The 24,875-nt window shown below is 73.4% G+C and carries 21 protein-coding genes; 12 read left to right on the top strand and 9 right to left on the bottom strand.

Going from position 1 to position 24,875, the window contains the following annotated elements; all coding sequences use genetic code 11:
• The first annotated feature begins 328 nt into the window (after positions 1-328).
• From IE185_RS03080 to IE185_RS03055, 6 genes are all read left to right on the top strand, one after another.
• On the top strand, positions 329-2,407 hold the full coding sequence (locus IE185_RS03080) for a bifunctional glycosyltransferase 87/phosphatase PAP2 family protein (protein ID WP_189714662.1): 2,079 nt from the start codon (positions 329-331) through the stop codon (positions 2,405-2,407).
• 211 nt (positions 2,408-2,618) lie between these two features.
• A complete protein-coding gene (locus tag IE185_RS03075) occupies positions 2,619-4,337 on the top strand; it encodes a sensor histidine kinase (RefSeq protein WP_189714543.1) in 1,719 nt (572 codons plus the stop codon).
• Positions 4,338-4,449: 112 nt separating this feature from the next.
• Positions 4,450-4,878, top strand: coding sequence for a roadblock/LC7 domain-containing protein (locus IE185_RS03070; RefSeq protein WP_138898592.1), 429 nt, complete (start codon positions 4,450-4,452; stop codon positions 4,876-4,878).
• The gene (locus IE185_RS03065) at positions 4,875-5,237 is read left to right on the top strand and encodes a DUF742 domain-containing protein (protein ID WP_028811218.1); all 363 of its coding nucleotides are present in this window, start codon (positions 4,875-4,877) and stop codon (positions 5,235-5,237) included. The genes IE185_RS03070 and IE185_RS03065 overlap by 4 nt, the downstream gene beginning before the upstream one ends.
• Positions 5,218-5,844 carry a GTP-binding protein gene (locus IE185_RS03060; RefSeq protein WP_138898589.1) on the top strand — a complete coding sequence of 209 codons (627 nt, stop codon included), beginning with the start codon at positions 5,218-5,220 and terminating at the stop codon, positions 5,842-5,844. Before IE185_RS03065 ends, IE185_RS03060 begins: the two co-directional genes overlap by 20 nt.
• A complete protein-coding gene (locus IE185_RS03055) occupies positions 5,841-7,109 on the top strand; it encodes a cytochrome P450 (RefSeq protein WP_138898590.1) in 1,269 nt (422 codons plus the stop codon). Before IE185_RS03060 ends, IE185_RS03055 begins: the two co-directional genes overlap by 4 nt.
• A 77-nt stretch (positions 7,110-7,186) precedes the next feature.
• Here the strand turns inward: IE185_RS03055 and IE185_RS03050 are convergent, their stop codons facing one another.
• Positions 7,187-8,410 (bottom strand): cytochrome P450, encoded by a 1,224-nt coding sequence (locus IE185_RS03050; protein WP_138898591.1) that lies wholly within the window; start codon positions 8,408-8,410, stop codon positions 7,187-7,189.
• 188 nt (positions 8,411-8,598) lie between these two features.
• Positions 8,599-9,843, bottom strand: a complete 1,245-nt coding sequence (locus tag IE185_RS03045; RefSeq protein WP_189714661.1) for a cytochrome P450 — start codon at positions 9,841-9,843, stop codon at positions 8,599-8,601.
• A 236-nt stretch (positions 9,844-10,079) separates the two neighbouring features.
• Here IE185_RS03045 and IE185_RS03040 point away from each other — a divergent pair, with 236 nt between their 5' ends.
• On the top strand, positions 10,080-11,249 hold the full coding sequence (locus IE185_RS03040; RefSeq protein WP_138898830.1) for a steroid 3-ketoacyl-CoA thiolase: 1,170 nt from the start codon (positions 10,080-10,082) through the stop codon (positions 11,247-11,249).
• Between the two features lie 21 nt (positions 11,250-11,270).
• Here IE185_RS03040 and IE185_RS03035 read toward each other — a convergent pair whose 3' ends face one another.
• From IE185_RS03035 to IE185_RS03010, 6 genes are all read right to left on the bottom strand, one after another.
• Positions 11,271-12,098, bottom strand: a complete 828-nt coding sequence (locus IE185_RS03035; protein WP_138898829.1) for an ECF transporter S component — start codon at positions 12,096-12,098, stop codon at positions 11,271-11,273.
• Positions 12,095-13,876, bottom strand: a complete 1,782-nt coding sequence (locus IE185_RS03030) for an ABC transporter ATP-binding protein (protein WP_189714541.1) — start codon at positions 13,874-13,876, stop codon at positions 12,095-12,097. The genes IE185_RS03035 and IE185_RS03030 overlap by 4 nt, the downstream gene beginning before the upstream one ends.
• Positions 13,873-15,015, bottom strand: a complete 1,143-nt coding sequence (locus IE185_RS03025) for an energy-coupling factor transporter transmembrane component T (protein WP_138899340.1) — start codon at positions 15,013-15,015, stop codon at positions 13,873-13,875. The genes IE185_RS03030 and IE185_RS03025 overlap by 4 nt, the downstream gene beginning before the upstream one ends.
• On the bottom strand, positions 15,012-15,647 hold the full coding sequence (locus IE185_RS03020) for an SCO2322 family protein (protein ID WP_138909356.1): 636 nt from the start codon (positions 15,645-15,647) through the stop codon (positions 15,012-15,014). Before IE185_RS03020 ends, IE185_RS03025 begins: the two co-directional genes overlap by 4 nt.
• A gap of 65 nt (positions 15,648-15,712) precedes the next feature.
• Positions 15,713-16,969 carry an SCO2321 family membrane protein gene (locus tag IE185_RS03015; protein WP_138898654.1) on the bottom strand — a complete coding sequence of 419 codons (1,257 nt, stop codon included), beginning with the start codon at positions 16,967-16,969 and terminating at the stop codon, positions 15,713-15,715.
• A gap of 288 nt (positions 16,970-17,257) precedes the next feature.
• On the bottom strand, positions 17,258-17,851 hold the full coding sequence (locus IE185_RS03010; protein WP_138898655.1) for an MBL fold metallo-hydrolase: 594 nt from the start codon (positions 17,849-17,851) through the stop codon (positions 17,258-17,260).
• A gap of 104 nt (positions 17,852-17,955) precedes the next feature.
• On the opposite strand from IE185_RS03010, the gene IE185_RS03005 reads away from it, so the two are divergent.
• On the top strand, positions 17,956-18,900 hold the full coding sequence (locus IE185_RS03005; protein WP_229843320.1) for a GlxA family transcriptional regulator: 945 nt from the start codon (positions 17,956-17,958) through the stop codon (positions 18,898-18,900).
• On the opposite strand, the gene IE185_RS03000 is transcribed toward IE185_RS03005, so the two are convergent.
• Positions 18,881-19,957: a Strvi_7410 family MBL fold metallo-hydrolase gene (locus IE185_RS03000; RefSeq protein WP_189714531.1), complete on the bottom strand. Its 1,077-nt coding sequence runs from the start codon at positions 19,955-19,957 to the stop codon at positions 18,881-18,883. The two genes, IE185_RS03005 and IE185_RS03000, sit on opposite strands and share 20 nt — an antisense overlap.
• A gap of 200 nt (positions 19,958-20,157) precedes the next feature.
• Between IE185_RS03000 and IE185_RS02995 the strand changes: the two genes are divergently transcribed.
• From IE185_RS02995 to IE185_RS02980, 4 genes are all read left to right on the top strand, one after another.
• Positions 20,158-21,624 carry an aldehyde dehydrogenase gene (locus tag IE185_RS02995; protein ID WP_138897592.1) on the top strand — a complete coding sequence of 489 codons (1,467 nt, stop codon included), beginning with the start codon at positions 20,158-20,160 and terminating at the stop codon, positions 21,622-21,624.
• Positions 21,621-21,857, top strand: coding sequence for a ferredoxin (locus tag IE185_RS02990; RefSeq protein ID WP_138897593.1), 237 nt, complete (start codon positions 21,621-21,623; stop codon positions 21,855-21,857). The genes IE185_RS02995 and IE185_RS02990 overlap by 4 nt, the downstream gene beginning before the upstream one ends.
• Positions 21,858-22,011: 154 nt before the next feature.
• On the top strand, positions 22,012-24,585 hold the full coding sequence (gene lanKC / locus IE185_RS02985) for a class III lanthionine synthetase LanKC (RefSeq protein ID WP_138897594.1): 2,574 nt from the start codon (positions 22,012-22,014) through the stop codon (positions 24,583-24,585).
• 82 nt (positions 24,586-24,667) lie between these two features.
• Positions 24,668-24,787 carry a SapB/AmfS family lanthipeptide gene (locus IE185_RS02980; RefSeq protein ID WP_107357889.1) on the top strand — a complete coding sequence of 40 codons (120 nt, stop codon included), beginning with the start codon at positions 24,668-24,670 and terminating at the stop codon, positions 24,785-24,787.
• Positions 24,788-24,875 lie beyond the last annotated feature (88 nt).

Genomic DNA, 24,875 nt, shown 5'->3' with positions numbered 1-24,875 from the left:
GCTTAACCGGCCTTTACGGACGGTGTGCCGATCGCTCCTCGTCCATCTGACCAGCGGCAACCTGGGCAAACGTGCCGAACGGCGACGGGTCCGCGCCCGCCCCGCATGTGATCCATCTCGCGCCCGACCGGCGCGGCGGGGATGGTGGAAAGCGTGGTCCTCCGGCCAAACCCGGATGACAGTCAGGCGAAGCGGGGGTTGCCTGCGTCTTCTGTACGGGTCAGTGCGAGGCTCTACGCACCCTGCACGCGGGTGCGGGGACAGTGGGGAGGGTCGGCGCGACGTGGCGAATGCGGAGCGGGGCGTACCGGGCGGCGCCGTCGGCGCGATGGGCGCCGGAAACAGGGTCGGAGCTGCCCGAATAGCACTCTGGGCCGTGGTGGCCGCGCTCGGCGTGCGGCAGATCGCGATGCTGCTGCGGACGCCGCCGGCGGAGCGCCTCACCGACCTGGAGACCTGGACCGGCGAAGAGGGCGTACTGCACGTGGCGGGCTCCCTCTACGACGCCGACCGCTTCATCGGTACGCCGTTCGCAGGACTTGTCCTGAAACCGCTGGCCCGCTCCGCCGAACAGAGCCTCGGCGTGGCCTGGACGTTCGGGACGCTGCTGCTCGTCGCCGTCCTGGGCATGGTCGTCGCCCGCGCCCTGCCGGGGCCCGTGTCCCGGCGCACCGCGCTGCTCGCCGCGCCCGTCGCCGTCACCCTGCTGATGCTGTCCCTGCCCGTACGCAACACGCTCCACCTCGGCCAGACCAGTGTCATCCCCGTCCTCTTCGTCCTCCTCGGCTGCTTCCAGGCGCGCGGGGAACGCAGTTCGGGCGTGCTCATCGGCATCGCCGCCGCCCTCCAGCCGACCGTGCTGCTGTTCGCGCCCCTGCTGTGGTTCACGGGCCGCAGACGCGCGGCGCTCACCACCGGCGCCACCTTCGCCGCCTGCTCGGCGCTGGCCTGGGCCGCGCTGCCGCAAGACTCCTGGACGCACTGGGTGCGCCATGTGGCCGGCGCCGGACTCGGCGCACGGCCCGACAGCCTCGCCAACCAGTCGCTGCACGGCGCGCTGCTGCGCCTCGGGCTCGAAGGGCCGCTGGAGATCGCCCTCTTCCTGCTGCTGGGCGCGGCCGTCGCCGTACTCGGGCTGCGGCGCGCCGTCCGGTACGCGCGCGACGGGCAACTGCTCCTCGCCGTCGCCCTGACCGGCTGCGTCGCGGTCGCCGTCTCGCCCACGGCCTGGCAGCACCAGCTGCTGTGGGTGCTGCTCGCGGTGGTCGGCCGGGTCGGCGAGCGGGCCTCGGACCGGCTGGTGTGGCCCGCCGCCGTCGTCCTGGTGATGACGCTGCCGGGGACGATGCTGCTCCCGAACGTGGGGCCGCTCATCCCGGTCCGCGACAACGCGCTGCTCGTGGCGGCGCTCGCGGCGGCGTGCGCGGTGCCGTTCCTGCCGCGCACCTCGCCGTACTGGCTCCAGCCCCTGCCCACCGACTGTGCGAGACCCGTGGCGGGCCGCTGGAGCCGGGTGCCGCTGCTGCCCTTCTGGCGCCGCGTCCTCACCCGCCCGAACCTGCTCCTCGAACTCCTGCTGATCCGCGCCGGCTACTCCGCGTACTCGCAGGTGCGCACCGCGGCCGCCGGCGGGCGCGGTGCCGCCGAGGAGAACGCCCGCCACATCGTCTCGGTGGAGCGGTTCCTGCACATCGACGTCGAGCGCTGGATCAACCACGCGGTGGCGAAGGCGGACGGCCTCGAAGCGTTCTTCGACTTCTACTACTCCTCGTTCCACTTCCTCGTGCCGCTGGCGATCCTCGGGCTGCTGTACGCCCGCCGCCCCGCCGACTACCGCTGGGCCCGCACCTCCCTCGGCTTCGCGACCGTCCTCGCCCTGGTGGGCTTCTGGCTCTTCCCGCTGGCCCCGCCGCGCCTGATGCCGGGCCTCGGATACATCGACACGGTCCACGGTCCGCAGGACCTCACGAGCCCCGAGTACGGCGCGCTGACGGCGCTGACCAACCAGTACGCCGCGATGCCCTCGCTCCACTTCGGCTGGTCGCTGTGGTGCGGCCTGGTGGTCGTCCTGCTCGCGCCGAAGCTGTGGATGAAACTCCTCGGCCTGCTGCACCCCTTCTTCACGGTGTGCGCCATCGTCGCCACCGCGAACCACTGGGTGCTGGACGCGGTGGGCGGGGCGGCGGTGGTGGGGGCGGGGTTCGGCCTGACCTACCTCCTGGCCGGCCCGCGCGCGCTCCGTCCGTCCGCGTCGGCGGAGGCCGGGGTGTCACCGCCGGACGCGGCCCCGTGCGACGGCGGACAGGTCCCGGCGGGCAGCGCGGGATCCGGTGCGCCCGAGCAGGAGCGCATCGGCACCACCGCGGCCCACGGCCCGAGCGCGCCGCCGGGCACCGGGCGGGGGTGATCCGTCGCTTCCGGCTCTTCGGTCGGTACGCGAAATCGGGAGGTTCTGCGCAGGCGCCGGAGGCAAGGGTGAGCCCGGCCCAGAGGTCTCACGGTCGGTGGTTACCATGGCCAAGGATCAGCGGATCATCGTCCTCAACTCTCCTCCGTCCGCGACCAGATGACGGACCTTCCGCCGTCTGCCCCCCCACCACCGCATGAGGGACCGTGCTATGACATTGCCCGTCGCCGCCCGCCCGCGCCGTGCACCTGAACGGCGCCCGCCCTGGGCCGTGTCGGCGGCCGGCCTGGCCGTCGCCGCCGCGGCCGGCGGCACCGCGGTGGCGCTGGCCCCGGACGCGGCGCGCTCCTGGGTGCTCGGAGCCGTCGTCGCCGGCGGCCTGTGCGTCGTCGCGCTCGTGGTCACCGCCGCGGTACTGGCCGGCCGCCTCGCCGCCGCGCGCAGCGCCGCCCACCGGGAGCAGGCCGCCCTGCACGAGCGGATATCCCGCAGCACCGGCGACACGGCGCACCTCGTCAACGTCACGCTGCCGCAGATGGTCCAGCGTCTGCGCGACGGTTCGGACGCCTACGACGCCCTGGCGTCCGCCCAGCGCCCCGCCGACCCGCAGCTCGAAAGCGTTCTGCGCATCTTCACCACCGAGCTGGCCGAGGCCGCCCGCCGCACGGCGGCGGCCGAAGCCGCCCGTGACGACGCCGTACACCAGCTCGGCCAGGGCGTGGCCGACCTGGAGCGCCTGTCGGCCACCGCGCTGCCCGCCGCCGTCGCGACGCTGCGCCGGGGCGCCTCCGCCGACACGGTGCTCGCCGCCCTCGACATGCCCGGCGAGGGACGGCTGCGCGTCCTGCTGGAGCAGATGGTGCGGGAACTCGGCGTCAGCGAGCGGCGCGCCGCCGCCGCGCAGGCCGCCAGCGCCAAGGCGCTCGGCCGGGTGCAGGCCAGGGCCGTCAGCATGCTGGCCGACCTGCGCGACATGCAGGACCGGCACGGCGCCGACGTGTTCAGCGACCTGCTGCGGCTGGACCACAGCACCTCGCAGCTCGGGCTGCTCACCGACCGGCTGGCCATCCTGATGGGCGGCCGGGCGAGCCGGGCGTGGAACAAGCCGATCGTCATGGAGAGCATCCTGCGGGGCGCGGTCGGACGCATCGCCGACTTCCGCCGGGTGCGGCTGCACTCCGCGAGCACCGTCGCGATCGCGGGGTTCGCCGCCGAGGGCGTCATGCACCTGCTGGCCGAACTGATGGACAACGCCGCGAACTTCTCGCCGCCCATCGACGAGGTCCACGTGTACGTCGAGGAGCGCAGCGCGGGCATCGTCGTCACCATCGAGGACAGCGGCCTGCGGATGTCCGACGCCGCCATGCGCCGCGCCGTGGAAGCGGTCTCCGGCAAGTCCACCGACCTGGCAACCCTTCAGGGCACCCGGCTCGGTCTCGCGGTGGTCGGGATCCTGGCCGCGAAGTACGGCATCTCCGTGAACTACCGGCCCTCCTCCCGGGGCGGCACCGGCGTGGTCGTCCTGCTCCCGCCGCAACTGCTCGCCCAGCAGCGCGGTCCGGTGCCGGTGACGGGCCGGACGCTGGAGCGGCCGCGTACCACCCAGGGGTCCGGGCAGACGGCCACGGCCGTGCTGGAGGCCCCCGCCCCCGCCGCCCTGCCCGCTCCCGCCCCCGACGACCGGCCCGCGCTGCCGCCGCTGCCCTCGCGCGCCGCCGGCGCCGAGGGTTCCGACGACGCCGCGAGGGCCGCCACCCCGGGGGGCCTGCCCGTACGGCCGCCGGGGCGCACGATGGCCGCCGCCGACCGGGGCCGCCCCGCGCCCGAGGCCGCCGACGAACCGGCCACCCCGCCCGCACGCAACCCCGGGGCGAGCTTCGGCGCCTTCCACCAGTCCCAGCGCCGCAAGGACCCCCGCCCGCCCGCCTGAGCACCACCGGCCCCACCCCCCGCCCGCCGCCGCCCCCGCGAGCGGCGGGAGCTCTCACCTGACCACCGAGATTGGAGGCACGGGCCGAGCGAGCCCCGCGCCCGACCGGCCCATGACCACCGTGCAGACCACCGACACCAGCCTCACCTGGCTCCTGGACAACCTCGTGGAGCGCACCCCCGGCACCCGGCACGCCCTGGTGCTCTCCCGCGACGGCCTCAAGCTCTGCCGCAGCAGTCACCTCACCCTCGACCAGGCCGACCAGCTGGCCGCCATCTCCTCCGGAATGCAGTCCCTCGCCCACGGCGCCTCGGTGGAGTTCGGCGACGGCACCGGAGGGGTCAACCACCTGATGGCCGAGTTCCGCGGCGGACTGCTCCTCATCGTCGAGGCCGGCGAGGGCGCCCACCTCGCCGTCGTCGCCGCTGACAGCGCCGACCCCGGTGTGGTCGGCCACAACATGAGCGAGATGGTCGAGCAGATCGGCGAGCACCTGCGGGCCGAACCGCGCAACCGTGCGCAGGACAGTCCGACGTCATGACCCGCCGCCCCGTCGACACCGGGTCTCCGGACCGCCTCTACACGGTGACCGGTGGCCGCAGCCACACCGCGGACACCACGGTGTTCGATCTGGTGACCCTGGTGGTCAGCGAGTGCGACCCGACCCCGGGCATGCAGTCGGAGCACGTACGGATCCTCACCCTGTGCCGCCACCCCGCCGCCGTGGTGGAGATCGCCGCCGAACTGCGCATGCCCATCACCGTCGTACGGATCCTCCTGGAGGACCTGCTGGCCGCCGGGCGGATCACCGCCCGCCGCCCCCGGGCCGCCGCGGCCGCCGCCGACCTGCCCGAATCCGCCCTGCTGAAGGAGGTGCTGCATGGACTCCGCAATCTCTGAGGCGCCCGCACAGGCGCCGGAGCGCACGCCCCTCGCCGACGCCGCCGACACCGGACTGAAGATCGTCGTCGTCGGCGGGTTCGGCGTGGGCAAGACCACGCTCGTCAGGTCGGTGAGCGAGATCCGCCCGCTGAACACCGAGGAGTACATGACGCAGGCCGGTGTCGGCGTCGACGAGACCACCGGGCTCGCGCACAAGACCACCACCACGGTGGCCTTCGACTTCGGCCGGATCAGTCTCAACGAGACGAAGGTGCTCTACCTGTTCGGCGCACCCGGGCAGGAACGTTTCTGGTTCCTGTGGGACCGGCTGTTCTCCGGCACCCTCGGCGCGGTCGTCCTCGTCGACACCCGCCGCATGAGCGACTCCTGGTACGCCATCGACCGCCTCGAACACCACAAGACGCCCTTCGTCGTCGCCGTCAACCGGTTCGACGACGACGCCGCGTATCACTCCCTGGACGAGATCCGCCAGGCACTGGCCCTGCCCGGGCACATCCCCCTGCTCGACTGCGACGCCCGGGTGCGCAGCGACGGCAAGCGCGTCCTGATCACCCTCGTCGACCACCTCTACAAGCTGGCCCTGGCCCAGGAGACGACCACATGAGCGACCCCACCGCCCACGCCTCCGGGGCGACTCCTCCGCCGGGCTGCCCCGCGCACGCGGGCGCGGTCCGGCTCGGCGGCCTCCAGTACCAGCAGACGCCCGCCGAGCTCTACCGCGCGCTGCGCCGCGAACACGGCGCCGTGGCGCCGGTGCTGCTGGACGGCGACATCCCGGCGTGGCTGGTCCTCGGCTACTCCGAGGTCTCCTACGTCACCACCCACGACGAGCTGTTCGCCCGCGACTCCCGCCGCTGGAACCAGTGGGACGCGATCCCCGCCGACTGGCCGCTGCTGCCGTACGTCGGCTACCAGCCCTCGGTCCTGTTCACCGAGGGCCTCGAACACCAGCGCCGCGCCGGGGTCATCAGCGAGGCCCTGGAGGCCGTCGACCAGTTCGAGTTCGGCTACAACTGCCGGCGGATCGCCGACGAGCTCATCGACGGCTTCGCGGGCAGCGGCCAGGCCGAGCTGATGGCGGCGTACGCCCACGCCCTGCCGATGCGCGCGGCGGTCCAGATGTGCGGCATGCCGGCCCACGGCACCGACACCGACGACCTCGTCGAGGACCTGCGGATGTCCCTGGACGCGGCGGAGGGCGACGACCCGGTGGCCGCGTACGGACGGGTGGGGCAGCGCCTGGCGGCGCTCGTCAAGGAGAAGCGGGACACCCCCGGCCCGGACGTCATCTCCCGGATGCTCACCCACCCGGCGGGGCTGGCGGACGAGGAGATCGTCCAGGACCTCATCTCCATCATCGCCGCCGCCCAGCAGCCGACCGCGAACTGGATCGGGAACACCCTGCGGCGGCTGCTCACCGACGACCGGTTCGCGCTGAACGTCTCGGGCGGGCGGCTGAGTGTCGGGCAGGCCCTCAACGAGGTCCTCTGGCTGGAGACCCCCACCCAGAACTTCATCGGCCGCTGGGCCGACCGCGACGTCCAGCTCGGCGGCCGCCACATCAAGGCCGGCGACTGTCTGGTGCTCGGTTTCGCGGCGGCCAACACCGACCCGCAGATCTGGCCGGAGGGCCACGTCGGCGCGGAGGGCAACTCCTCGCACCTGTCCTTCAGCAACGGTGAGCACCGCTGCCCCTACCCCGCGCCGCAGCTCGCCGACGTCATGGCCCGTACCGCCGTCGAGGCCCTCCTCGAACGCCTCCCCGACGTGATGCTCGCGGTCGAGCCGCAGGAGCTCACCTGGCGGCCGTCCATCTGGATGCGCGGCCTGACCACCCTGCCGGTGTCGTTCACCCCGTCCTCCCACTGACCGGGCGCCCGCGCCGGTGACCTGCTCGGCAGAGCCCGGTCACCGGCGGGGGGCCGCCCGAGCGGCCCCCCGGCCGCTCAGCCGACGGGCGTGAAGGCCACCGGCACGGACCGCGGTCCCCGGGTGAACACCCCCTGCTCGGTGATCTCGGCGCCGTCCGCGAGCCGGATGCCGGGCATCGCGTCGAGCAGCTGGTTCACCCCTGTCTGCACCTCGGCCCGCGCCAGCAGCGCGCCGACGCAGAAGTGCCGCCCGAGGGCGAAGGCCAGGTGGTCGGCCGCGGCGGAGAAGGCGTTCGTCGCGGTGAGGTCCTCGCGGAAGATGTCGAACCTGTCCGGGTCGGCGTACCGGCTCTCGTCGCGGTTGGCCGAGCCGATCAGGCACGTGACGGTCGCGCCGGCCGGGACGGTGCCCCCGCTGAGCGTCACGTCCGTCGCCGTCTGACGCATGATCATGTGCACCGGCGGGGTGAACCGCAGCGTCTCGGCGAAGGCCCGGTCGATGAGTCCGCGGTCCTTCTGTACGGCCGCCAGCTGGTCGGGGTGCGCCAGCAGGTTGGCGAAGAGCGCCGCGATCGCCTTGTCGGTGGTCTCGCCGCCGGCCGCGAGCAGCAGGCTGCAGAACGCCTTGATGTCCTCGTCGCTCATCCGGACGCCGTCCACCTCGGCCTCGCACAGCGTGGACAGCAGGTCGCTGCCGGGCGCCTTCCGCCGCTCCTGGATGATCGGGATCATGTACTCGGCGAACTCGACCCGCGTACGCTCACCGGCCGCCGCGACCTCCGGGTCGCCGGCCAGGTTGCCGAGGAACGCGATCACGGTGGTGTACCAGTGGTGGAACTTCGCGTGGTCGCCCTTGTCGAGGCCCAGCATGTCCGCGATGACGTTCACCGGGAAGCGGGTCGCGAAGGCGTCGACGAGATCGACCGTACCCCGGTCCCGGAAGGTGTCGATCAGCTCGCGCGCGTTGCGCTCGATGACCGGCAGGAACATCTCCTGCAGGTCCCTGCCGCGGAAGGCCGGGGCCACCAGCGCCCGGCGCACCGCGTGTTCTCGGCCGCTGAGCTGCAGGATCGTCTTCCCGTGCACGGGCTCGATCTGCCAGTCGTAGTTGTCGGTCGTGAACACCGACTCCTTGTCCTTGAAAGCCCGTTCCACGTCCTCGTAGCGGGATATCACGTAACTCCGCATCGCCTCGTGCCAGAACAGCGGGGCGGACTCGCGCATGGCCTTGTAGGCGGCGTACGGGTTCTCGGCGAACTCGGGCGAGAGAAGGTCGGGGACGTGCTGGGCCGTGGGCACGGTCGGGTGCTCCCTTGAACGATGAACAAGCGGACACCCGAACGTTATTGATCAAACGTCACCATGGGTAGACCGGGCAGCACACCGCGTCGTGCCCCCGGCCGGCGCGCGCGACGGTTTTGCCCGGTGAGAGGTGGGGGCGGGGCGTAGGGGGATCGCCCCCACCTCCCGGGTCCGGGGCCGCCGGCTCAGCGGGGGGACACCCGGAGTTCCTTGATGCCGTTCAGCCACGCCGAGCGCAGACGGCGCGGGTCGTCCGCGAGCCTCAGGTCGGGCAGGACGTCGGCGATCGCGTTGAAGATGAGGTTGATCTCCAGTACGGCGAGGGACTTGCCGAGGCAGAAGTGCGGGCCCCCGCCGCCGAAGCCCAGGTGCGGGTTCGGGTCGCGCGTGATGTCGAAGGTCTCGGGCGCGGTGAAGACCTCGGGGTCGTTGTTGGCCGAGGAGTAGAAGATGCCGACGCGGTCGCCCTTGCCGATCCGCTGCCCGCCCAGTTCGAGGTCCTGCGTCGCCGTCCGCTGGAACGCGACCACCGGCGTCGCCCAGCGCACGATCTCCTCCGCCGTCGTCTTGGGGCGCTCCCGCTTGTAGAGCTCCCACTGCCCGGGGTGGGTCAGGAAGGCGTGCATGCCGTGGCTGATCGCGTTGCGCGTCGTCTCGTTGCCCGCCACCGCGAGCAGGATGACGAAGAAGCCGAACTCGTCCGACTGCAGGTTCCCCTCGCCCTCCGCCGCCACGAGTTGCGAGACGATGTCCTTGGCCGGGCACTCCTTGCGGGCGGCCGCCAGGTTCATCGCGTACGAGACGATCTCCATCGCCGCCTCGGTGCCGACCTCCTCGGTGATGGCGTACTCGGGATCGTCGTACGCCGCCATCTTGTTCGACCAGTCGAAGATCTTGGTCCGGTCCTCCTGCGGTACGCCGATGAGTTCGGCGATCGCCTGCAGGGGGAGTTCGACCGCGATGCGGGTGACGAAGTCGAAGGTGTCGTCGTCGGCCGCCTCGGCGAGGGCCGTCTCGACGATCGAGCGGGCGCGGGCGCGCAGGGCCCCTTCCAGGGAGCGGATCGCGCGCGGGGTGAAGCCGCGCTGGACGATCTGGCGGACCCGGGTGTGCTCCGGCGGATCCATGTTGAGCATGATCAGCTTCTGGACCTCGATCTGGTCGCGGCTGATCGTCCCGTTGAAGCGGATGACCGCGGTGTTGGTGTGCGAGGAGAAGAGCTCCGGGTGCGTGGAGACGTACTTGACGTCGGCGTGCCGGGTGACGGCCCAGTAACCCTCGTCGTCGAAGCCGGAGATGCCGGGGGGCTGCGCGCACCACCAGACCGGCGCGGTCCGCCGCGCCTGCGCGAACTCCGGATGCGGTACGCGGGCTTGGAGCAGGTCGGGGTCGGTGAAGTCGAACCCGTCGGGCAGCGCGGGGCAGTGCATCGGCAGCTCCAATGTCTGACGACCCATCAGAAGTTGCCGGGAATGTAGTAACGAGTTCCACAAGAGGCAAGGCCCCCAGCGCCATCTGTTGCGTGTGGAGTACGTGCACAACGCGTGCAAGACCCTTGCGCTGCCGGGGCGGCACTCATAAGACTGCTCGGAGAACTAGAACGCGTACTAGTTGGCAGCCGCCGTGGGCGCCGGGGGAGGCCCTGCGGGTGAGGAGAGGACGGCTCATGGCCGCGGAACCCGTCATCGTCGAAGCCGTACGCACCCCCATCGGCAAGCGCGGAGGCGCGCTCGCCAACCTGCACCCCGCCTATCTGCTCGGCGAGACGTACCGCGAACTCCTCGGCCGTACGTCCATCCACGCCGACTGCGTCGAACAGATCGTCGGCGGTACGGTCACGCACGCCGGCGAGCAGTCCATGAACCCGGCCCGCAACGCCTGGCTGGCCGTCGGACTGCCGTACGAGACGGCCGCCACGACCGTCGACTGCCAGTGCGGCTCGTCCCAGCAGGCCAGTCACATGGTGGCCAACATGATCGCCGCCGGGGTCATCGACGTCGGCATCAGCTGCGGCGTCGAAGCCATGTCGCGGGTGCCGCTCGGGTCCGGGTCCAAGCACGGGCCGGGGAAGCCGTGGCCGGACGAGTGGAACGTCGACCTGCCCAACCAGTTCGAGGCGGCCGAGCGCATCGCCCGCAAGCGCGGGCTGACGCGCGAACGCGTCGACTCGCTCGGCCTGCTGTCGCAGGAACGCGCGGCGACCGCCTGGGCCGAGGAGCGCTTCAAACGGGAGACGTTCGCCGTACAGGTGCCCACGACGGAGGAGGAACAGGCGGCGGGGCAGGGCATGTGGCGGCTCGTCGACCGCGACGAGGGGCTGCGGGACACGTCGATGGAGGCACTGGCCCGGCTCAAGCCGGTCATGCCGACCGCCGTGCACACGGCGGGCAACTCCTCGCAGATATCCGACGGCGCGAGCGCGATCATGTGGGCGTCCAAGCGGATGGCGCGGGCCCTCAAGCTCAAGCCGCGCGCCCGGATCGTCGCCCAGGCGCTCGTCGGATCCGACCCGCACTTCCACCTCGACGGGCCGATCGACGCGACGCGCGCGGTGCTCGGCAAGGCGGGCATGTCCCTCAAGGACATCGACGTCGTCGAGATCAACGAGGCCTTCGCCTCGGTGGTGCTGAGCTGGGCGCAGGTCTTCGACCAGGACCTGGCGAAGGTGAACGTGAACGGCGGGGCGATCGCGCTCGGCCATCCGGTGGGCGCGACGGGCGCCCGCCTGATCGCGACGGCCCTGCACGAACTGGAGCGGCGCGACAAGGAGTTCGCGCTCGTCACGATGTGCGCGGGCGGCGCGCTCGCCACCGGGACGATCATCCAGCGGCTGTAGGCGTGCCCGGGCGCCGTGAGGTCAGGCCCGTGGTGCCTCGAAGGTGACCTCGGCCTCGAAGGCGGCGCGGCGCGTGGCCCGGCGCAGCGCCTTGAGCAGGGTGGCGCCGATGGTGAGGGTCAGTACGACGGTGAGCATGGCGCGGCCCAGGTCCCAGCCGAGGGAGGTGGTGACGCAGTACGCGAGGAAGCGGGTCAGGTTCTCGTGCACCGGATCACCCGGGTGGAAGGAGACGCCGGACGCCATGCCGCCGATGTACGTCCAGCCCTGCAGGTTCATGACGGTGCCGTAGAGGAAGGCCGCGACGAAGCCGTACGCCGCCAGCATCGCCAGCTCCGTACGGCCGCGCAGCCCCTCCGCGCCCGGCAGCAGGCCCGCGCCCATCGTGAACCAGCCCATGGACAGCATCTGGAACGGCATCCACGGCCCCACGCCACCGGTGAGCAGCGCGGAAGCGAACATGGTCACCGCGCCGAGCACGAAACCGAAGCCGGGGCCGAGGACGCGGCCGCTCAGCACCATCAGGAAGAACATCGGCTCAAGACCGGCCGTCCCCGCCCCGAGCGGGCGCAGCGCCGCCCCGACGGCGGCCAGTACGCCCAGCATCGCGACGGCCTTCGCGTCGAGCCCCGCGTCGGAGATCGTCGCGACGACCACGGCGACGAGGAGCGGCAGGAGCACGGCGAGCAGCCAGGGGGCGTCCTGGGCGTGCGCGCCCGCGAGCCCCGATCCGGGGGCGGCGAGCAGCGGCCAGCCGAAGGCGATCACTCCGACGACGCTGATGAGCAGGAGCGCGGCGACCGAGCGGGGGCCGAGGCGTACGGCGCGGGCCGGCCCGGACGTCCTCATGCGGGCGTCCCGTCCAGTGCCTCGCGCACCTGCGTCACGGTCAGCCAGTGCTGCGGGGCGAGGATCTTCGCCACCTGCGGCGCGAAGGCGGGGGAGGAGACGACGACCTCGGCCGTCGGGCCGTCGGCGACCACCTCGCCGTCGGCCAGGATCACGACGCGGTGCGCCAGTTCGGCCGCGAGCTCCACGTCGTGCGTCGCCAGTACGATCGCGTGCCCCTGGGCGGCCAGGCCGCGCAACACGGCGACCAGGCGGGCCTTGGCGGCGTAGTCGAGGCCGCGCGTGGGCTCGTCGAGCAGCAGGAGCGGGGGGCGCCCGGTGAGGACGACGGCCAGGGCCAGGGCGAGGCGCTGGCCCTCCGACAGGTCACGGGGGTGCGTGCCGTCCTGGATGCCCGGGAGCAGTCCGGCGACCAGGGCCCGGCAGGCGCCCGGCTCCGCGCCCGCGTCCCGGTCGGCCGCCGCGCATTCGGCGGCCACGGTGTCGGCGTACAGCAGGTCGCGCGGCTCCTGGGGGACCAGGCCGACCTCGCGGACCATGTCGCGGGGGCGGGTGCGGTGCGGGGTGCGGCCGCCGACGGTGACGGCGCCGGAGGTGGGCTCGATCATGCCGACGAGGGCGGCGAGCAGGGTGGACTTGCCGGCGCCGTTGCGCCCCATGAGGGCGACGGTCTCGCCGGGGGAGACGCGCAGGTCCACGCGGCGCAGGGCCTCGACGCGGTCGCGGCGGACGCCGAGGCCGGTGACGGTGGCCACCGGGGCGGTGGCTCCGCCGGCCGGGGCGGCGGCGGTGGCTCCGGCGGCGCGGGGCGGTTCGGCGCGGGAGGGTTCGGTGCGGCGGCGCAGCAGGCGGGCGAGCATGGCCCCCGCCCGCCCGCTCCCGGGCTCCTGCCCCCCGGGCTCCGGGCTCCTGGCGGGAAGCAGCCCGGCGGCGGGCACGCTCGTCGGCGTCGGTGTCGGCGCTTCGGCCAGGCGCTCCCGCAGGGCCGTGGCACGGCGGCGGGCGTCACGTACGGAAAGGGGCAGCGGGGTCCAGCCCGCCAGGCGGCCCAGGGCCACCACCGGCGGACGCACCGGCGAGTCCGCCATGATGTCGGCGGGCGCGCCCATGCGCGGCGTCTCGCCAGGCCCCGGCAACAGGATCACCTGGTCCGCGTACTGCACCACCCGCTCCAGCCGGTGCTCGGCCAACAGCACGGTCGTTCCCAGGTCGTGGACCAGGCGCTGCAGCACCGCCAGCACCTCCTCCGCGGCAGCCGGGTCCAGCGCCGACGTCGGCTCGTCCAGCACCAGCACCTTCGGGTGCGGGGTGAGCACCGAGCCGATCGCCACGCGCTGCTGCTGGCCACCGGAGAGCGTCGCGATCGGGCGGTCGCGCAGCTCGGCGAGGCCGAGCAGGTCCAGCGTCTCCTCGACCCGGCGGCGCATCACGTCCGGCGCGAGACCCAGCGACTCCATGCCGTACGCCAGTTCGTCCTCGACGGTGTCGGTGACGAAGTGGGCGAGCGGGTCCTGGCCCACCGTTCCGACCAGATCGGCCAGTTCGCGCGGCTTGTGGGTCCGGGTGTCCCGGCCGTCGACCGTCACCCGCCCGCTCAGGGTGCCGCCCGTGAAGTGCGGAACGAGACCGCAGACCGTGCCCAGCAGCGTCGACTTGCCGACTCCGGACGGGCCGACGAGGAGCACCAGCTCGCCCTCCGGCACCGTGAGATCCACGCCCCGGATCGCGGACGGCGCGGCGTCGTCGTAACGGACCGACACATTCTCGAACCGGATCACTTCGCAGTCGCTTTCATCACAGGGGACACGTGAGGCACCGGGGCCACGTCGGGCACCGGAGCCACGAACGCCGGCAGCAGGCCGATCAGCACGGACGCCGCCGGCCAGAGCGGGAGCCCGGGCGCGACCAGGGGGACCACGCCCGGGTGCAAAGCCGCCGGGTCGTACGCGGCGGCCCACATCATCAGCGCCGCGACCGCCACCCCGGATCCGGCCACCAGCCACGCCCGTACGCCCCACTCGTCGGGCCGGTAGCGGGTCCGCACGCCGCGCCGGCCGCCGAGCCGCAGCCCCGCCAGCGCGGCGAGGAGCCCCCCGGCCAGCACCGGCAGGCCGTACGACGCGCCGCCGGCGGTCAGCAGCCCGTACAGGCCGGCGCACACCCCGAGCAGCCCGCCGAGCGTCAGCGCGGTGGTCGTGTGCCGCACGGCGGGCGGGACCGGGGCGGTGCGGCCGTAGCCGCGCGCGTCCATCGACGCGGCCACCGCCACGGACCGCTCCAGCGCGCCCTCCAGCACCGGCAGCCCGATCTGGAGCACCGCGCCCACGCCCCCGGTCGGCCGGCCGCGCAGGCGGCGCGCGGTGCGCAGCCGCACCACGTCGGCCACCATGTTCGGTGCGAACGTCATCGCCACGACGACGGCGACCCCCGCCTCGTACAGCGCGCCCGGCAGCGACTTGAGCAACCGGGCCGGATTGGCGAGCGCGTTCGCCGCGCCCACGCAGATCAGGAGCGTGGCGAGCTTCGCCCCGTCGTACGCCGCGAACACCAGCTGCTCGGCCGTCACGCGCCCACCGATGCGCACGCCCTGCGCCCAGTCGGGCAGCGGCACTTCGGGGAGGTGGACCAGGGTGTGGGTGCCCGGGATCGACGAGCCGAAGAACGTCGAGAACACGAGACGGATGCCGATGACGAGCAGGCCGAGCTTCACGAAGGCCCCGTACGAACGCGCCCACGGCGCGTCCGTACCCCGGGCGGCCACCACGTACCCCGCCACCCCCACGAGCATGCCCAGCAGCAGTGGATTGGTGGTCCTGGACGCGGCGGCGGCCAGCCCGAGCGCCCACAGCCACCAGGCCCCGGCGTGCAGGGCGTTGCTGCGGCTGGCTCGCGGCGCGCGCAGGGTCATGGACGTCATCCGCGGCGGCGGCGCGCCTGCCACACGCCCGCGACGCCGAGCGCCAGGACGGCGGCGAGGCCCACGAGCAGTCCGGCGGAGGGCCCACCGCCCGCGTCGTCCGCGCCGTTCCCGTCGGCGGCCGAGGAGGCGGTCGACGGCGCCGGGGAGCCGGGCCCGTCCTCGCGGCCCGAGACCTGCTCCCCGCACCCGGTCTTCGGGTAGCCGGAGATCGCGCACAGCAGCGCCGTGCTGTCGTACCGCAGCGGTTTCGCCACCGAGGCGAGCGCGTCCGCGGCGGTGGCGTCCGCGGCGGTCCGTGCGCACGCGGTGCGCCGCGCGGGCGGCCGCTCGCCGGCCGGGGCGTCGGCCGCCGTACCGGGATCGATGACGACGGCGACCCGCTTGGCACCCTCCTCGGCGGGCGTCCCCGCGCAGATGTCGCCGAAGGAACCGGCGGCGTGACGCGGCTTCGCGGAGCCACCGGAGTCCTCGCTCACCGAGAACCGGAAGCCGATCACGTCGCCGTCCGACGGCCTGGCGGTGGCCGGCCCCAGGGTGGCGTACGTCCACGCGCCGCCGTCGCTCTCCCAGAACGACCAGTAGCGGTAGCCGGTGGCCGCCTGCGCGGGCCCGGCGCCGAGCACCGCCATGAGCGCCGCGAGGAGCGCGGCGAGGGGCACGAGGAAGGGGGCGGCCGGGCGGCCGCGCACCGCCGTCACCGCTGCTGGTTCTTCTTCTTGCGGCCGCTGAACAGGATGCCGACGCCGACGCTCGCGACGAACAGGATCGCGACGAACCACCAGTCGCCGAAGCCGTTCTCGCTGTCCTTCTTGTCCTTCTTCTCGTCCTCGCCGGACTGCGTCGCCGCCGCCTCGGGGGCGGGGCCGGTCGCGTTGAGCGCCGTCACCAGGTCGGTGCCGCCGAAGCTCTTCGGGTCGGTTCCGGTCGCGTGCGCGGCGAAGACCAGCTGCGCGTACGCGGCGGGGCCGTTCTCCTTCGCCCAGTCGGCCGCGTTCTTCTTCAGCCACTCCAGCGGCTTGCTCGCCTGCTCGGCGCCGCCCTGCGCGGCCAGCGCGACGACGGCGTCGGCCGTGTTGCCGAAGTCGGGCTGCGCCTTGGTGTCCTCGGCGCCCGGCATGGGCGGCGTGTCGAGGTGGCCCGACTTCGCGAGCACGTCGTCGAGGTGGGCGGCGCCGTTCGCGGCGGCCCGCACCGGCGTCAGGTCACCCTTGACGCACTTGACGGGCTTCGAGGAGGGCTTGTCCGCCGGCTTCTTCGCCCGGGCGTCCAGGCCCTGGCCGAGTCCGCCCAGTACACCCGCCGCCGTCGCGTCGGCGTTGGGCGCGAGCTTGCCCGACTTGTCCGGCTGGTACGCGAACGCGCCGCCGCCCGTCTTCGCGTCGCACGGCACCGAGAAGGTGACCAGCGCGTCGTACGGCGACTTGCCCTTCTGCGACGTCACCCCGGCAGGCTTCCCGCCCGCCGCGGCCAGCGCGCCGATCACGATCGACGTGGAGTTGGCGTCGCTCGGGCTGCCCGGGTTGTAGCCCCAGCCGCCGTCCTGGTTCTGCACGCCCTTCAGCCAGCCGACGCCCTTCTTCACGGCGGCGTCCTGCCCGCCGAGCGCGCTCAGCGCCTGCACGGCGGCGGCGGTGGCGTTGCTGTCCAGCATGGTCTTCGCCGTGCAGGGCTCGCCGGCGTCGGCGCGGAAGGACGGGAAGCCGCCGCTGTCGCACTGCTGCCCGACGAGCCAGTTCACGGCCTTCGCGGCGGGCTCGACGCCGACCGTGTCCTGGGCGAGGAGCGCCAGCGACTGCCGCCAGACACCGTCGTACGTCGGGTCCTTCTCGCCGTAGAGGCCCGAGGGGATCACGGGCGTGGGGGAGGGCGCGGCGACGGCGGCCGTGGCCGCGGACGCGCAGAGTACGGCGGAAGCGGCGAGCACGGCGGCTGCGCTGCGGCGAAGGGTCATGACGGGCGGGGGCCTCTCCTGCTGAGGAGCCGGGCCCGGGCGCGCGACAACCACGCACCGGGCTCCGGCTCCGTATACCTCGACGGTGCCGAGCCAGTAGTCATGCCGGACCGGGCGCTCCGACTCACCACCCTCGCGGGGCGGCACACGAAGGGGGTCCCCCCTGCTCGAACGCAGTCGAAAGCTTGGGGGAGGGTCAGTGCCGGATTCGCACCGGCTTTCCCCAGAACGGCATGATGACGACTCGCACACTCTACCGGCCCCCCTACGGGCGCCCCCGGGCCGCCTCTAGAGCGGTACGGCCTCGTCCGCCGCGAACGCGGGGCCGTGACCGGGGACGATCACGTCGGCGACCGCGAGAACCCGTTCCCTGCTCGCCCGCAGCCGGGCCAGGTCCGGGGCGACCGGGTCCTCGACCGGTCCGTCCGGCCGCCACCACAGGTCGCCCACGAACGCGACCACCGCGTCCCGGGTGCCGACGAGCACGGTCACGTCCTCCGGGCTGTGCCCCGGCGTCCTGATCAGCCGGACCGACGGGGTCAGTTCGTGCCCCTCCGCGTCCCGGTCCGTCCACTGGTCCGCCTGGTAGACGGCCTTGTGGTCGTGCATCCGGGCCCGGCCGAACAGCCCGGCGTTGATGATGTTGTCGGGGTGGTGGTGGCTGAGCACGACATCGGTGACGTCGTCGGCGCCCACACCCCGCGCGGCGAGCGGACCCAGGATGCGGTCGCGGCTCGCGACCATGCCGGGGTCGATGACGATGTGCAGGTCTCCGTCGGACACGTAGGAGACGGTGGCGGCGACGCCGGGGCCCGTGGAGGTGGTGTAACCGGTGGTCAGGATCGTGTAGTCGGCTGTGCGGCCGCGCGGTGTGTCGCTCATGGGGATCAGTCTTCCGGGGCCGCGGGCCGCGCACGAGTGGCCCTTGTGCCACGCATCGCGGGATTCGTGCCACCCGGGGCCCGCCGCACTGCGAGACTCCGGCCGTGCCTCCTTTCCGTACCGTCGCCGCCTACGCGCCTCCGGGGGTCAGCCTGCTCAGCGTCGGCGTCGTCGGCGAGATGTTCGGCGGCCCGGACTTCGACTTCGCCCTGTGCGCGGACCGCCCGGGGCCGGTACGCACCGACCTGGGCCTCCCGCTCGCCGTCGAGCACGGCCTCGACCGGCTCGCCGGGGCCGACCTGGTCCTCGCCCTGCCCTGGAGCGGCTTCCGCACCCCGCCCCCGGCCCCCGTCCTCGACGCGCTGCGGTCCGCCCACGAGCGCGGCGCCACGGTCGCCGCCCACTGCGTCGGTACGTTCGCCCTCGCCGCCGCCGGCCTGCTCGACGGCCGGCGCGCCACCACCCACTGGCGCTTCGCCGCCCTCCTCGCGACGCTCCACCCGGGCGTCGTGCTGGACACCGGCGCCCTCTACGTCGACGAGGGCCGCGTGGTCACCGGGGCGGGCGCCGCGGCGGGGTTCGACCTCTGTCTGCACCTGCTGCGCCGCGAACACGGCGCCGCCGCGGCGAACTCCGTCGCCAGGAACCTCGTCCTGCCGGCGCACCGCGAGGGCGGCCAGGCCCAGTACCTCGCGGCCCCCGTCCCCGAGGTCTGCTCGGACGACCGGCTGTCGGAGGTGCTGGACTGGGCCCGCGCCCGCCTCGGCGAGCCGCTGCCGGTCGAGGCGCTGGCGCGGCGCGCCCTCATGAGCCGCCGCTCGTTCGCCCGCCGCTTCACCGCCGCGACCGGCACCACCCCGCACGCGTGGCTGCTCGCGCAGCGTCTGAACGCCGCCGAGGAGCTCCTGGAGACCACGGACCTGCCGGTCGAGGAGGTGGCCCGCCGGGTCGGCTACGCCGGCGCCGCCGTCCTGCGCGAGCAGTTCGTGCGCCGGCGGGGGGTGCCGCCGCGCGAGTACCGCCGGGCCTTCACACAGCGACGTACGTGAGGGGCCCGTCGCCCGGGACCGCCTCCGCGTGGCCCAGCTTCACCAGGCGGCGCAGGTGGGCCTCCGCCTCCGAGACGGCGATGTTGCGCGACCCGTACGAAATCTCGTCCCACGGCCGGTTCCACTCCATCCGCTCGGCGAGCTGCCACGCGGTGAGCGGCGTGGCCAGCAGGGCGCGCAGGCCGGTGAGGCGTTCCTCGTGGTGGTCGAGGAGTTCGCGCACCCGGGCGGGCGCGTCGGTGAACGCGTGCTGGTGGGCCGGGAGGACCTCGGCGGGGGCGAGGCGGGCGACGCGTTCGAGGGAGTCGAGGTAGTCGCCAATGGGGTCTCCCCTGCTCGAGCGGAGCCGAGAGCTCGGGGAAGGGTCGGTGACCGTGGTGTCGTCCGGGTCCTCGTACAGGCCGATGTGCGGAGTGATGCCGGGGAGCAGGTGGTCGCCGGAGAAGAGGCGGCCGTTGCCGGGGAGGCGGGCCGGGTGGGTCTCCTCCAGGTGCAGGCAGACGTGGCCGGGGGTGTGGCCCGGCGTCCAGATCGCGCGCAGCCGGCGGCCGGCGAGGGGCAGCAGGTCGCCGGGGACGATCTCCCGGTCGGGGAGGGCGGCCCGCAGCCCGGGCAGGGTGCGCGTACGGCCCGACGCGCGGGCGGCGCGGAGCGGGGCGAGGTGCTCCTCGGGGGCGCCGGCGGCGGTGAGCTTGGCGGTGAGGTAGCCGAGCCAGACGCCGGGGCGCGAGGCCCGGGTCCGGCGTACCACCTCGGTGTCGGCGGCGTGCATGGCGATCCACGCGCCGGACGCCTCGCGCACCCGGCCGGACAGCCCGTGGTGATCGGGGTGGTGGTGGGTGATGACGACGCCGTGGATGTCGTGGACGGACGTGCCGAGCGCCCGCAGGCCGTCGGACAGCGTGTCCCAGGAGGTGGGGTCGTCCCAGCCCGTGTCGATCAGGACCGGGCCGGCGTCGGTGTCGAGCAGGTGGACGAGGGTGTGGCCGAGCGGGTTGTCCGGGATCGGCACCTTGAGGGACCACACGCCGCCGCCGTGCCCGGTCACCTGCGCCATGGGTCCCCGATTCCTCGTCCAGCGTCCTCGGCCCGTACTGGAACTCGTTCCAATGGTCGCCCAAGCCGACTTCTTTGCAAAGGGGCGGGGAACGCCGTCCGTGGACTGTCGGGACGGGAACTGGTATCAGTTCTGATGCATCGTCAGAAAGCTCGGGCGAGCGTCGCCGGGGCTGTGTGAGCCGTGGGAGGCAGACCGTCATGACCGAGCTTGTGGAGCACCGGAAGCTGTACATCGGCGGCCAGTTGACCGACCCGCTGGGGAGCGAGGTCATCGAGGTCGTCTCGCCGCACACCGAGCAGGTCGTCGGCCGGGTGCCGCACGCCTCCCGGGCCGACGTCGACCGCGCGGTGGCTGTGGCGCGCGAGGCGTTCGACACCGGCCCGTGGCCCCGCGCGACGCTCGACGAGCGGATCGCCGTCGTCACCCGGATCAAGGACGCGATCGCCGTACGGCACGAGGAGATCGCCCGCAGCATCACCGCGCAGAACGGGACGCCGTACACCGCGAGCGTCATGATGCAGGCGCTGGCCGCGATGATGGTCTGGGACGCCACCCTCGCCGTCGCGCGCGACTTCCCGTACGAGGAGCGGCGGACCGGAGCGCTCGGCCCGATCCTCGTGCGCCGGGAGCCGGCCGGGGTGGTCGCGGCCGTCGTGCCGTGGAACGTCCCGCAGTTCACAGCGGCGGCCAAGCTCGCGCCCGCGCTGCTGGCGGGTTGCACGGCCGTGCTCAAGGTGTCGCCGGAGACGCCCCTCGACGCGTACATCCTCGCCGACATAGCCACCGAGGCCGGGCTGCCCGAAGGCGTCCTGTCCATCATCCCGGCGGACCGGGAGGTCAGCGAGTACCTGGTCGGGCACCCCGGGATCGACAAGGTGTCGTTCACCGGTTCCGTCGCGGCGGGCCGGCGCGTCATGGAGGTCGCCTCGCGCAATCTCACCCGGGTGACGCTGGAGCTCGGCGGCAAGTCGGCGGCCGTGATCCTGCCGGACGCCGACCTGCCCACGGCCGTCGCCGGCATCGTCCCCTTCGCCTGGATGCTCAACGGCCAGGCGTGCGTGGCCCAGACCCGCATCCTCACCCCGCGCTCGCGCTACGACGAGTTCGCCGAGGCGTTCGCGGCGGCGGCCGGCGCGCTGAAGGTCGGCGACCCGTTCGACCCGGCCACCGAGGTCGGCCCGCTGGTCGCCGAGCGCCAGCAGCGGCGCTCCCTCGACTACATCAGGATCGGGCAGGAGGAGGGCGCGAAGATCCTGACGGGCGGCGGACGCCCCGCGGGCAGGGAGCGCGGCTGGTACGTCGAGCCGACGCTCTTCGGCGGCGTCGACAACTCCATGCGCATCGCCCGGGAGGAGATCTTCGGGCCGGTCATCTGCCTGCTGCCGTACGACGACGAACGCGACGCGGTGCGGATCGCCAACGACTCGGAGTACGGGCTCAGCGGCAGTGTGTGGACCGCCGACACCGAGCACGGGATCGACATCGCCCGGCAGGTCAGGACCGGCACGTACTCCGTGAACACCTTCAGCGTCGACATGCTCGGGCCCTTCGGCGGCTACAAGAACTCCGGTCTCGGCCGGGAGTTCGGCCCCGAGGGGTACGGCGAGTACCTGGAGCACAAGATGATCCATCTTCCGGCGGGCCACGGCCAGGGGGAGGCGTGACGGTGGACCGCTGGCACGTCGAGGTCGACCGGGGCGTGTGCATCGGCTCCGGCATGTGCGTGAACCACGCGCCCGGCTCCTTCGCCCTGGACTCCGCCCGCCAGTCGCACCCGGCCGACCCCGAACTCGACGCGAACGAGAAGGTGCTCGCCGCCGCCGAGGGCTGCCCGGTCGAGGCCATCGCGATCACGCTGCCGGGCAGCGGGGAGGTGGTCTTCCCGCCCGAGGAGTGAACCGGCGCGCGCCCGGGACGCGTGCGGCGTCGAACACGTGCGAACGCTTCTTTACCTATGAGTACCGCACTGCCATGACGTGACAGGTGTGACTGTTCCTCCCCCGCGGACGCATGGAAATCTCGGTGTCACCGCAACAGCCGAGGGGGGACGCATGGACAACCGGTACGAGGTCTTCTGCCTCGCCGACAGGCAGTTCTACGAGACCCCGGACCGTCTCTCGGCGGGGCGGTCCGGCGGTTCCGCGCCGGCGCCGCTCTTCGAAGTGGCCCAGCGCGAACTCCCGCTCGGGTGGCGCAGATTCGTCTCCGGCGACTGGATGCACATCAACCCGGTCGACGCGCAGGGTGCTCCGCTGCCCGGCCGGCCGCTCCAGGGCTGGAAGATCCACGTGTCGGCCTGTCTGGACAACGCGGAGAAGACGGCCGCGAAGGTGTGGGACTACTGCGTCCCGCGCGCCCTGCCGTTCAAGTTCGTGCCCGGGCCGCAGCCGCTGCACCTGCGCAACTCCAAGTACGCCGGGCGCGGCTCCAGCGGCAAGTTCGTCACGATCTACCCCGCCGACGACAACGAACTGCACCTCGTGCTCCGGGAGCTGGGCGAGCTGCTCGACGGCGAGCCGGGACCCTACATCCTCACCGACCTGCGCTGGGGCGACGGCCCGCTGTACGTCCGCTACGGCGGCTTCGCGCACCGCTACTGCGTCGACGCCAAGGGCGCTCTCGTCCCGGCGATCGAGAACGCCGGGGGAACGCTCGTCCCGGACCTGCGCGAGCCGTCCTTCCACGTCCCGGACTGGGTGGAGCTCCCCGCGTTCCTCGCCCCGCACCTCGCGGCCCGCAACGCCACCACCACCAACGATCTGCCGTACCGCATCGACAGCGCCCTGCACTTCTCCAACGGCGGCGGGGTCTACCTCGGCGAGGACCTGCGCAGCGGCGAGAAGGTGGTCCTCAAGGAGGCGCGGCCGTACGCCGGGCTCGCCGCCGACCGGGCCGACGCCGTCACCCGCCTGGAGCGGGAACGGACGGCCCTGGAACGCCTGTCGGGGCTCGGGGTCGCCCCCGAGGCCCGGGACTGGTTCCTGCTCGGCGACCACCGCTTCCTGGTGATGGACTTCCTGCCCGGCCGCACCCTCAACTCCTTCTTCGCGCAGCGCCACCCGCTGCTCGAACCCGAGCCCGACCCGGCCGCCGTCGCCGACTACACCCGCTGGGCGCTGCGCGTCCACCGCGCGGTCGAGGAAGCGGTCGCCGCCGTGCACAGCCGGGGCGTCGTCTTCAACGACCTGCACATGTTCAACATCATGGTCGGACCGGACGAGGAGTCCGTACGCCTCCTGGACTTCGAGGCCGCCGCGGGCGCCGACGAGAACCACCGCCAGGCCATCGCGCACCCCGGCTTCATCGCGCCCCGCGAGCGCACCGGCTTCGACGTCGACCTCTACGCCCTCGCCTGCCTGCGCCTCGCGCTCTTCCTGCCGATGACCACGCTGCTGGTCGTCGACCGGGACAAGGCGGGCCACCTCGCGGAGGTCGCCGCGCGCCAGTTCCCCGACGTGCCGCGCGCGTTCTTCGACGAGGCGGTCGCCGTGATCCGCGGTACGGACCCGGGGGACGAGCGGCCGTACCTGCCCGTGGCGCCCGCCGACTGGCCCGGCGGGCGGGACTCGGTCGCCGCGGGCATCCTGGCCTCCGCCACGCCCCGCCGCGACGACCGGCTCTTCCCCGGCGACATCGCCCAGTTCTCCGACGGCGGCGGCCTCGGCATCGCGCACGGCGCCGCCGGGGTCCTGCACGCCCTCGGCCAGGCCGGGGCCGGCCGGTACGAGCAGGGCGAGGAGTGGCTGCTCCGGCAGACCGCGCCGCCCCCGCTCGGCACACCGCTCGGCCTCTACGACGGGCTGACCGGCGTCGCCCTCGTCCTCGACGGGCTCGGCCACCGCGAACGGGCCCTCGAACTGGTCCAGCGGGTGCTCGACGAGAAGTGGCAGCGGCTCGTCCCCGGACTGTACGGAGGAGTCGCCGGAGTCGGGCTCGTACTGGCCGAACTGTCCCGCACCAGCGGGGAGTCGGTTCTGCGTCAGCGGGCCCTCGAAGCCGCGCAGCTCCTCGCCGACCAGCAGCAGGCCGGCGCCGCCACCGGCAAACGCACCGGACTGCTGCACGGCGCCACCGGCCCCGCGCTGCTCTTCCTGCGCCTGTACGAGGACACCGGCGCCCCGCAGCTCCTCGACCTGGCGGCCGGCGCCCTGCGCGCCGACCTGGCGCGCTGCGTACGCAACAGCACCGGCACCCTCCTCGTCGACGAGGGGACGCGGACCATGCCGTACCTCGGGGCCGGGTCCGTGGGCATCGGCATGGTGCTGGACGACTTCCTCTCCCACCGCGAGGACGAGGAGTTCGAGGCGGCGCGGGCCGGCATCGTACGAGCCGCCCGGTCGCGCTACTACGCCCAGCCCGGGCTCTTCAACGGGCGGGCCGGCATGGCGCTCTACCTGGCCAGGACCACCGCCCCCGAGGCGCGGCCCGAGCACCTCGCCGCGCAACTGGACGGACTCGGCTGGTACGCGCTGCCGTACGAGGGCCACCTGGCCTTCCCCGGCGACCAGATGATGCGCCTGTCCATGGACCTGGGCACCGGCGGCGCCGGCGTACTCCTCGCACTGGCAGCGGCGCGCGGCACCGACGCGCACCTGCCCTTCCTCCCGCCGCTGCGGCGGCCCTAGAACCGGTACGGCTCCGACCCGGAGCCGTGCCGCCCCAAAGAAACCCCGTCCCCACGGGAACGGACAACCGAAGGGAACCACCATGGCACTTCTCGACCTTCAGAGCCTGGACACGCCCGAGACCGACGGCGGCGACCAGAGCAGCCTGAGCCTGCTGGCGTGCGACAAGCACAGCTCCAACAGCTTCCTGCTGTGTCTGTGACGTCACGCCGGTGACGTCGAGCCTGTGACGTCCTGTCGGTGACGCCGGGAGAGATCTCCACGACGTACTGACAGAGCTGCGGCCCCGG

Origin of the sequence: Streptomyces chryseus (assembly GCF_014650755.1) — a bacterium.
GTDB classification, from domain to species: domain Bacteria; phylum Actinomycetota; class Actinomycetes; order Streptomycetales; family Streptomycetaceae; genus Streptomyces; species Streptomyces chryseus.
Note: the sequence above shows the minus strand (reverse complement) of the source record. Positions and strands in the feature narration are given on the sequence as shown.

Excerpts from the sequence above, each read along its gene's own strand:
- IE185_RS03010 (WP_138898655.1), bottom strand. The coding sequence starts at position 17,851 with ATGAGCGACACACCGCGCGGCCGCACAGCCGACTACACGATCCTGACC.
- IE185_RS02995 (WP_138897592.1), top strand. The coding sequence starts at position 20,158 with ATGACCGAGCTTGTGGAGCACCGGAAGCTGTACATCGGCGGCCAGTTG.
- IE185_RS03075 (WP_189714543.1), top strand. The coding sequence starts at position 2,619 with ATGACATTGCCCGTCGCCGCCCGCCCGCGCCGTGCACCTGAACGGCGC.
- IE185_RS03065 (WP_028811218.1), top strand. The coding sequence starts at position 4,875 with ATGACCCGCCGCCCCGTCGACACCGGGTCTCCGGACCGCCTCTACACG.
- IE185_RS03020 (WP_138909356.1), bottom strand. The coding sequence starts at position 15,647 with ATGGCGGTGCTCGGCGCCGGGCCCGCGCAGGCGGCCACCGGCTACCGC.
- IE185_RS03070 (WP_138898592.1), top strand. The coding sequence starts at position 4,450 with ATGACCACCGTGCAGACCACCGACACCAGCCTCACCTGGCTCCTGGAC.
- IE185_RS03040 (WP_138898830.1), top strand. The coding sequence starts at position 10,080 with ATGGCCGCGGAACCCGTCATCGTCGAAGCCGTACGCACCCCCATCGGC.
- IE185_RS03035 (WP_138898829.1), bottom strand. The coding sequence starts at position 12,098 with ATGAGGACGTCCGGGCCGGCCCGCGCCGTACGCCTCGGCCCCCGCTCG.
- lanKC (WP_138897594.1), top strand. The coding sequence starts at position 22,012 with ATGGACAACCGGTACGAGGTCTTCTGCCTCGCCGACAGGCAGTTCTAC.
- IE185_RS02980 (WP_107357889.1), top strand. The coding sequence starts at position 24,668 with ATGGCACTTCTCGACCTTCAGAGCCTGGACACGCCCGAGACCGACGGC.
- IE185_RS03055 (WP_138898590.1), top strand. The coding sequence starts at position 5,841 with ATGAGCGACCCCACCGCCCACGCCTCCGGGGCGACTCCTCCGCCGGGC.
- IE185_RS03015 (WP_138898654.1), bottom strand. The coding sequence starts at position 16,969 with ATGACCCTTCGCCGCAGCGCAGCCGCCGTGCTCGCCGCTTCCGCCGTA.
- IE185_RS03060 (WP_138898589.1), top strand. The coding sequence starts at position 5,218 with ATGGACTCCGCAATCTCTGAGGCGCCCGCACAGGCGCCGGAGCGCACG.
- IE185_RS03000 (WP_189714531.1), bottom strand. The coding sequence starts at position 19,957 with ATGGCGCAGGTGACCGGGCACGGCGGCGGCGTGTGGTCCCTCAAGGTG.
- IE185_RS03045 (WP_189714661.1), bottom strand. The coding sequence starts at position 9,843 with ATGCACTGCCCCGCGCTGCCCGACGGGTTCGACTTCACCGACCCCGAC.
- IE185_RS03025 (WP_138899340.1), bottom strand. The coding sequence starts at position 15,015 with ATGACGTCCATGACCCTGCGCGCGCCGCGAGCCAGCCGCAGCAACGCC.
- IE185_RS03080 (WP_189714662.1), top strand. The coding sequence starts at position 329 with ATGGGCGCCGGAAACAGGGTCGGAGCTGCCCGAATAGCACTCTGGGCC.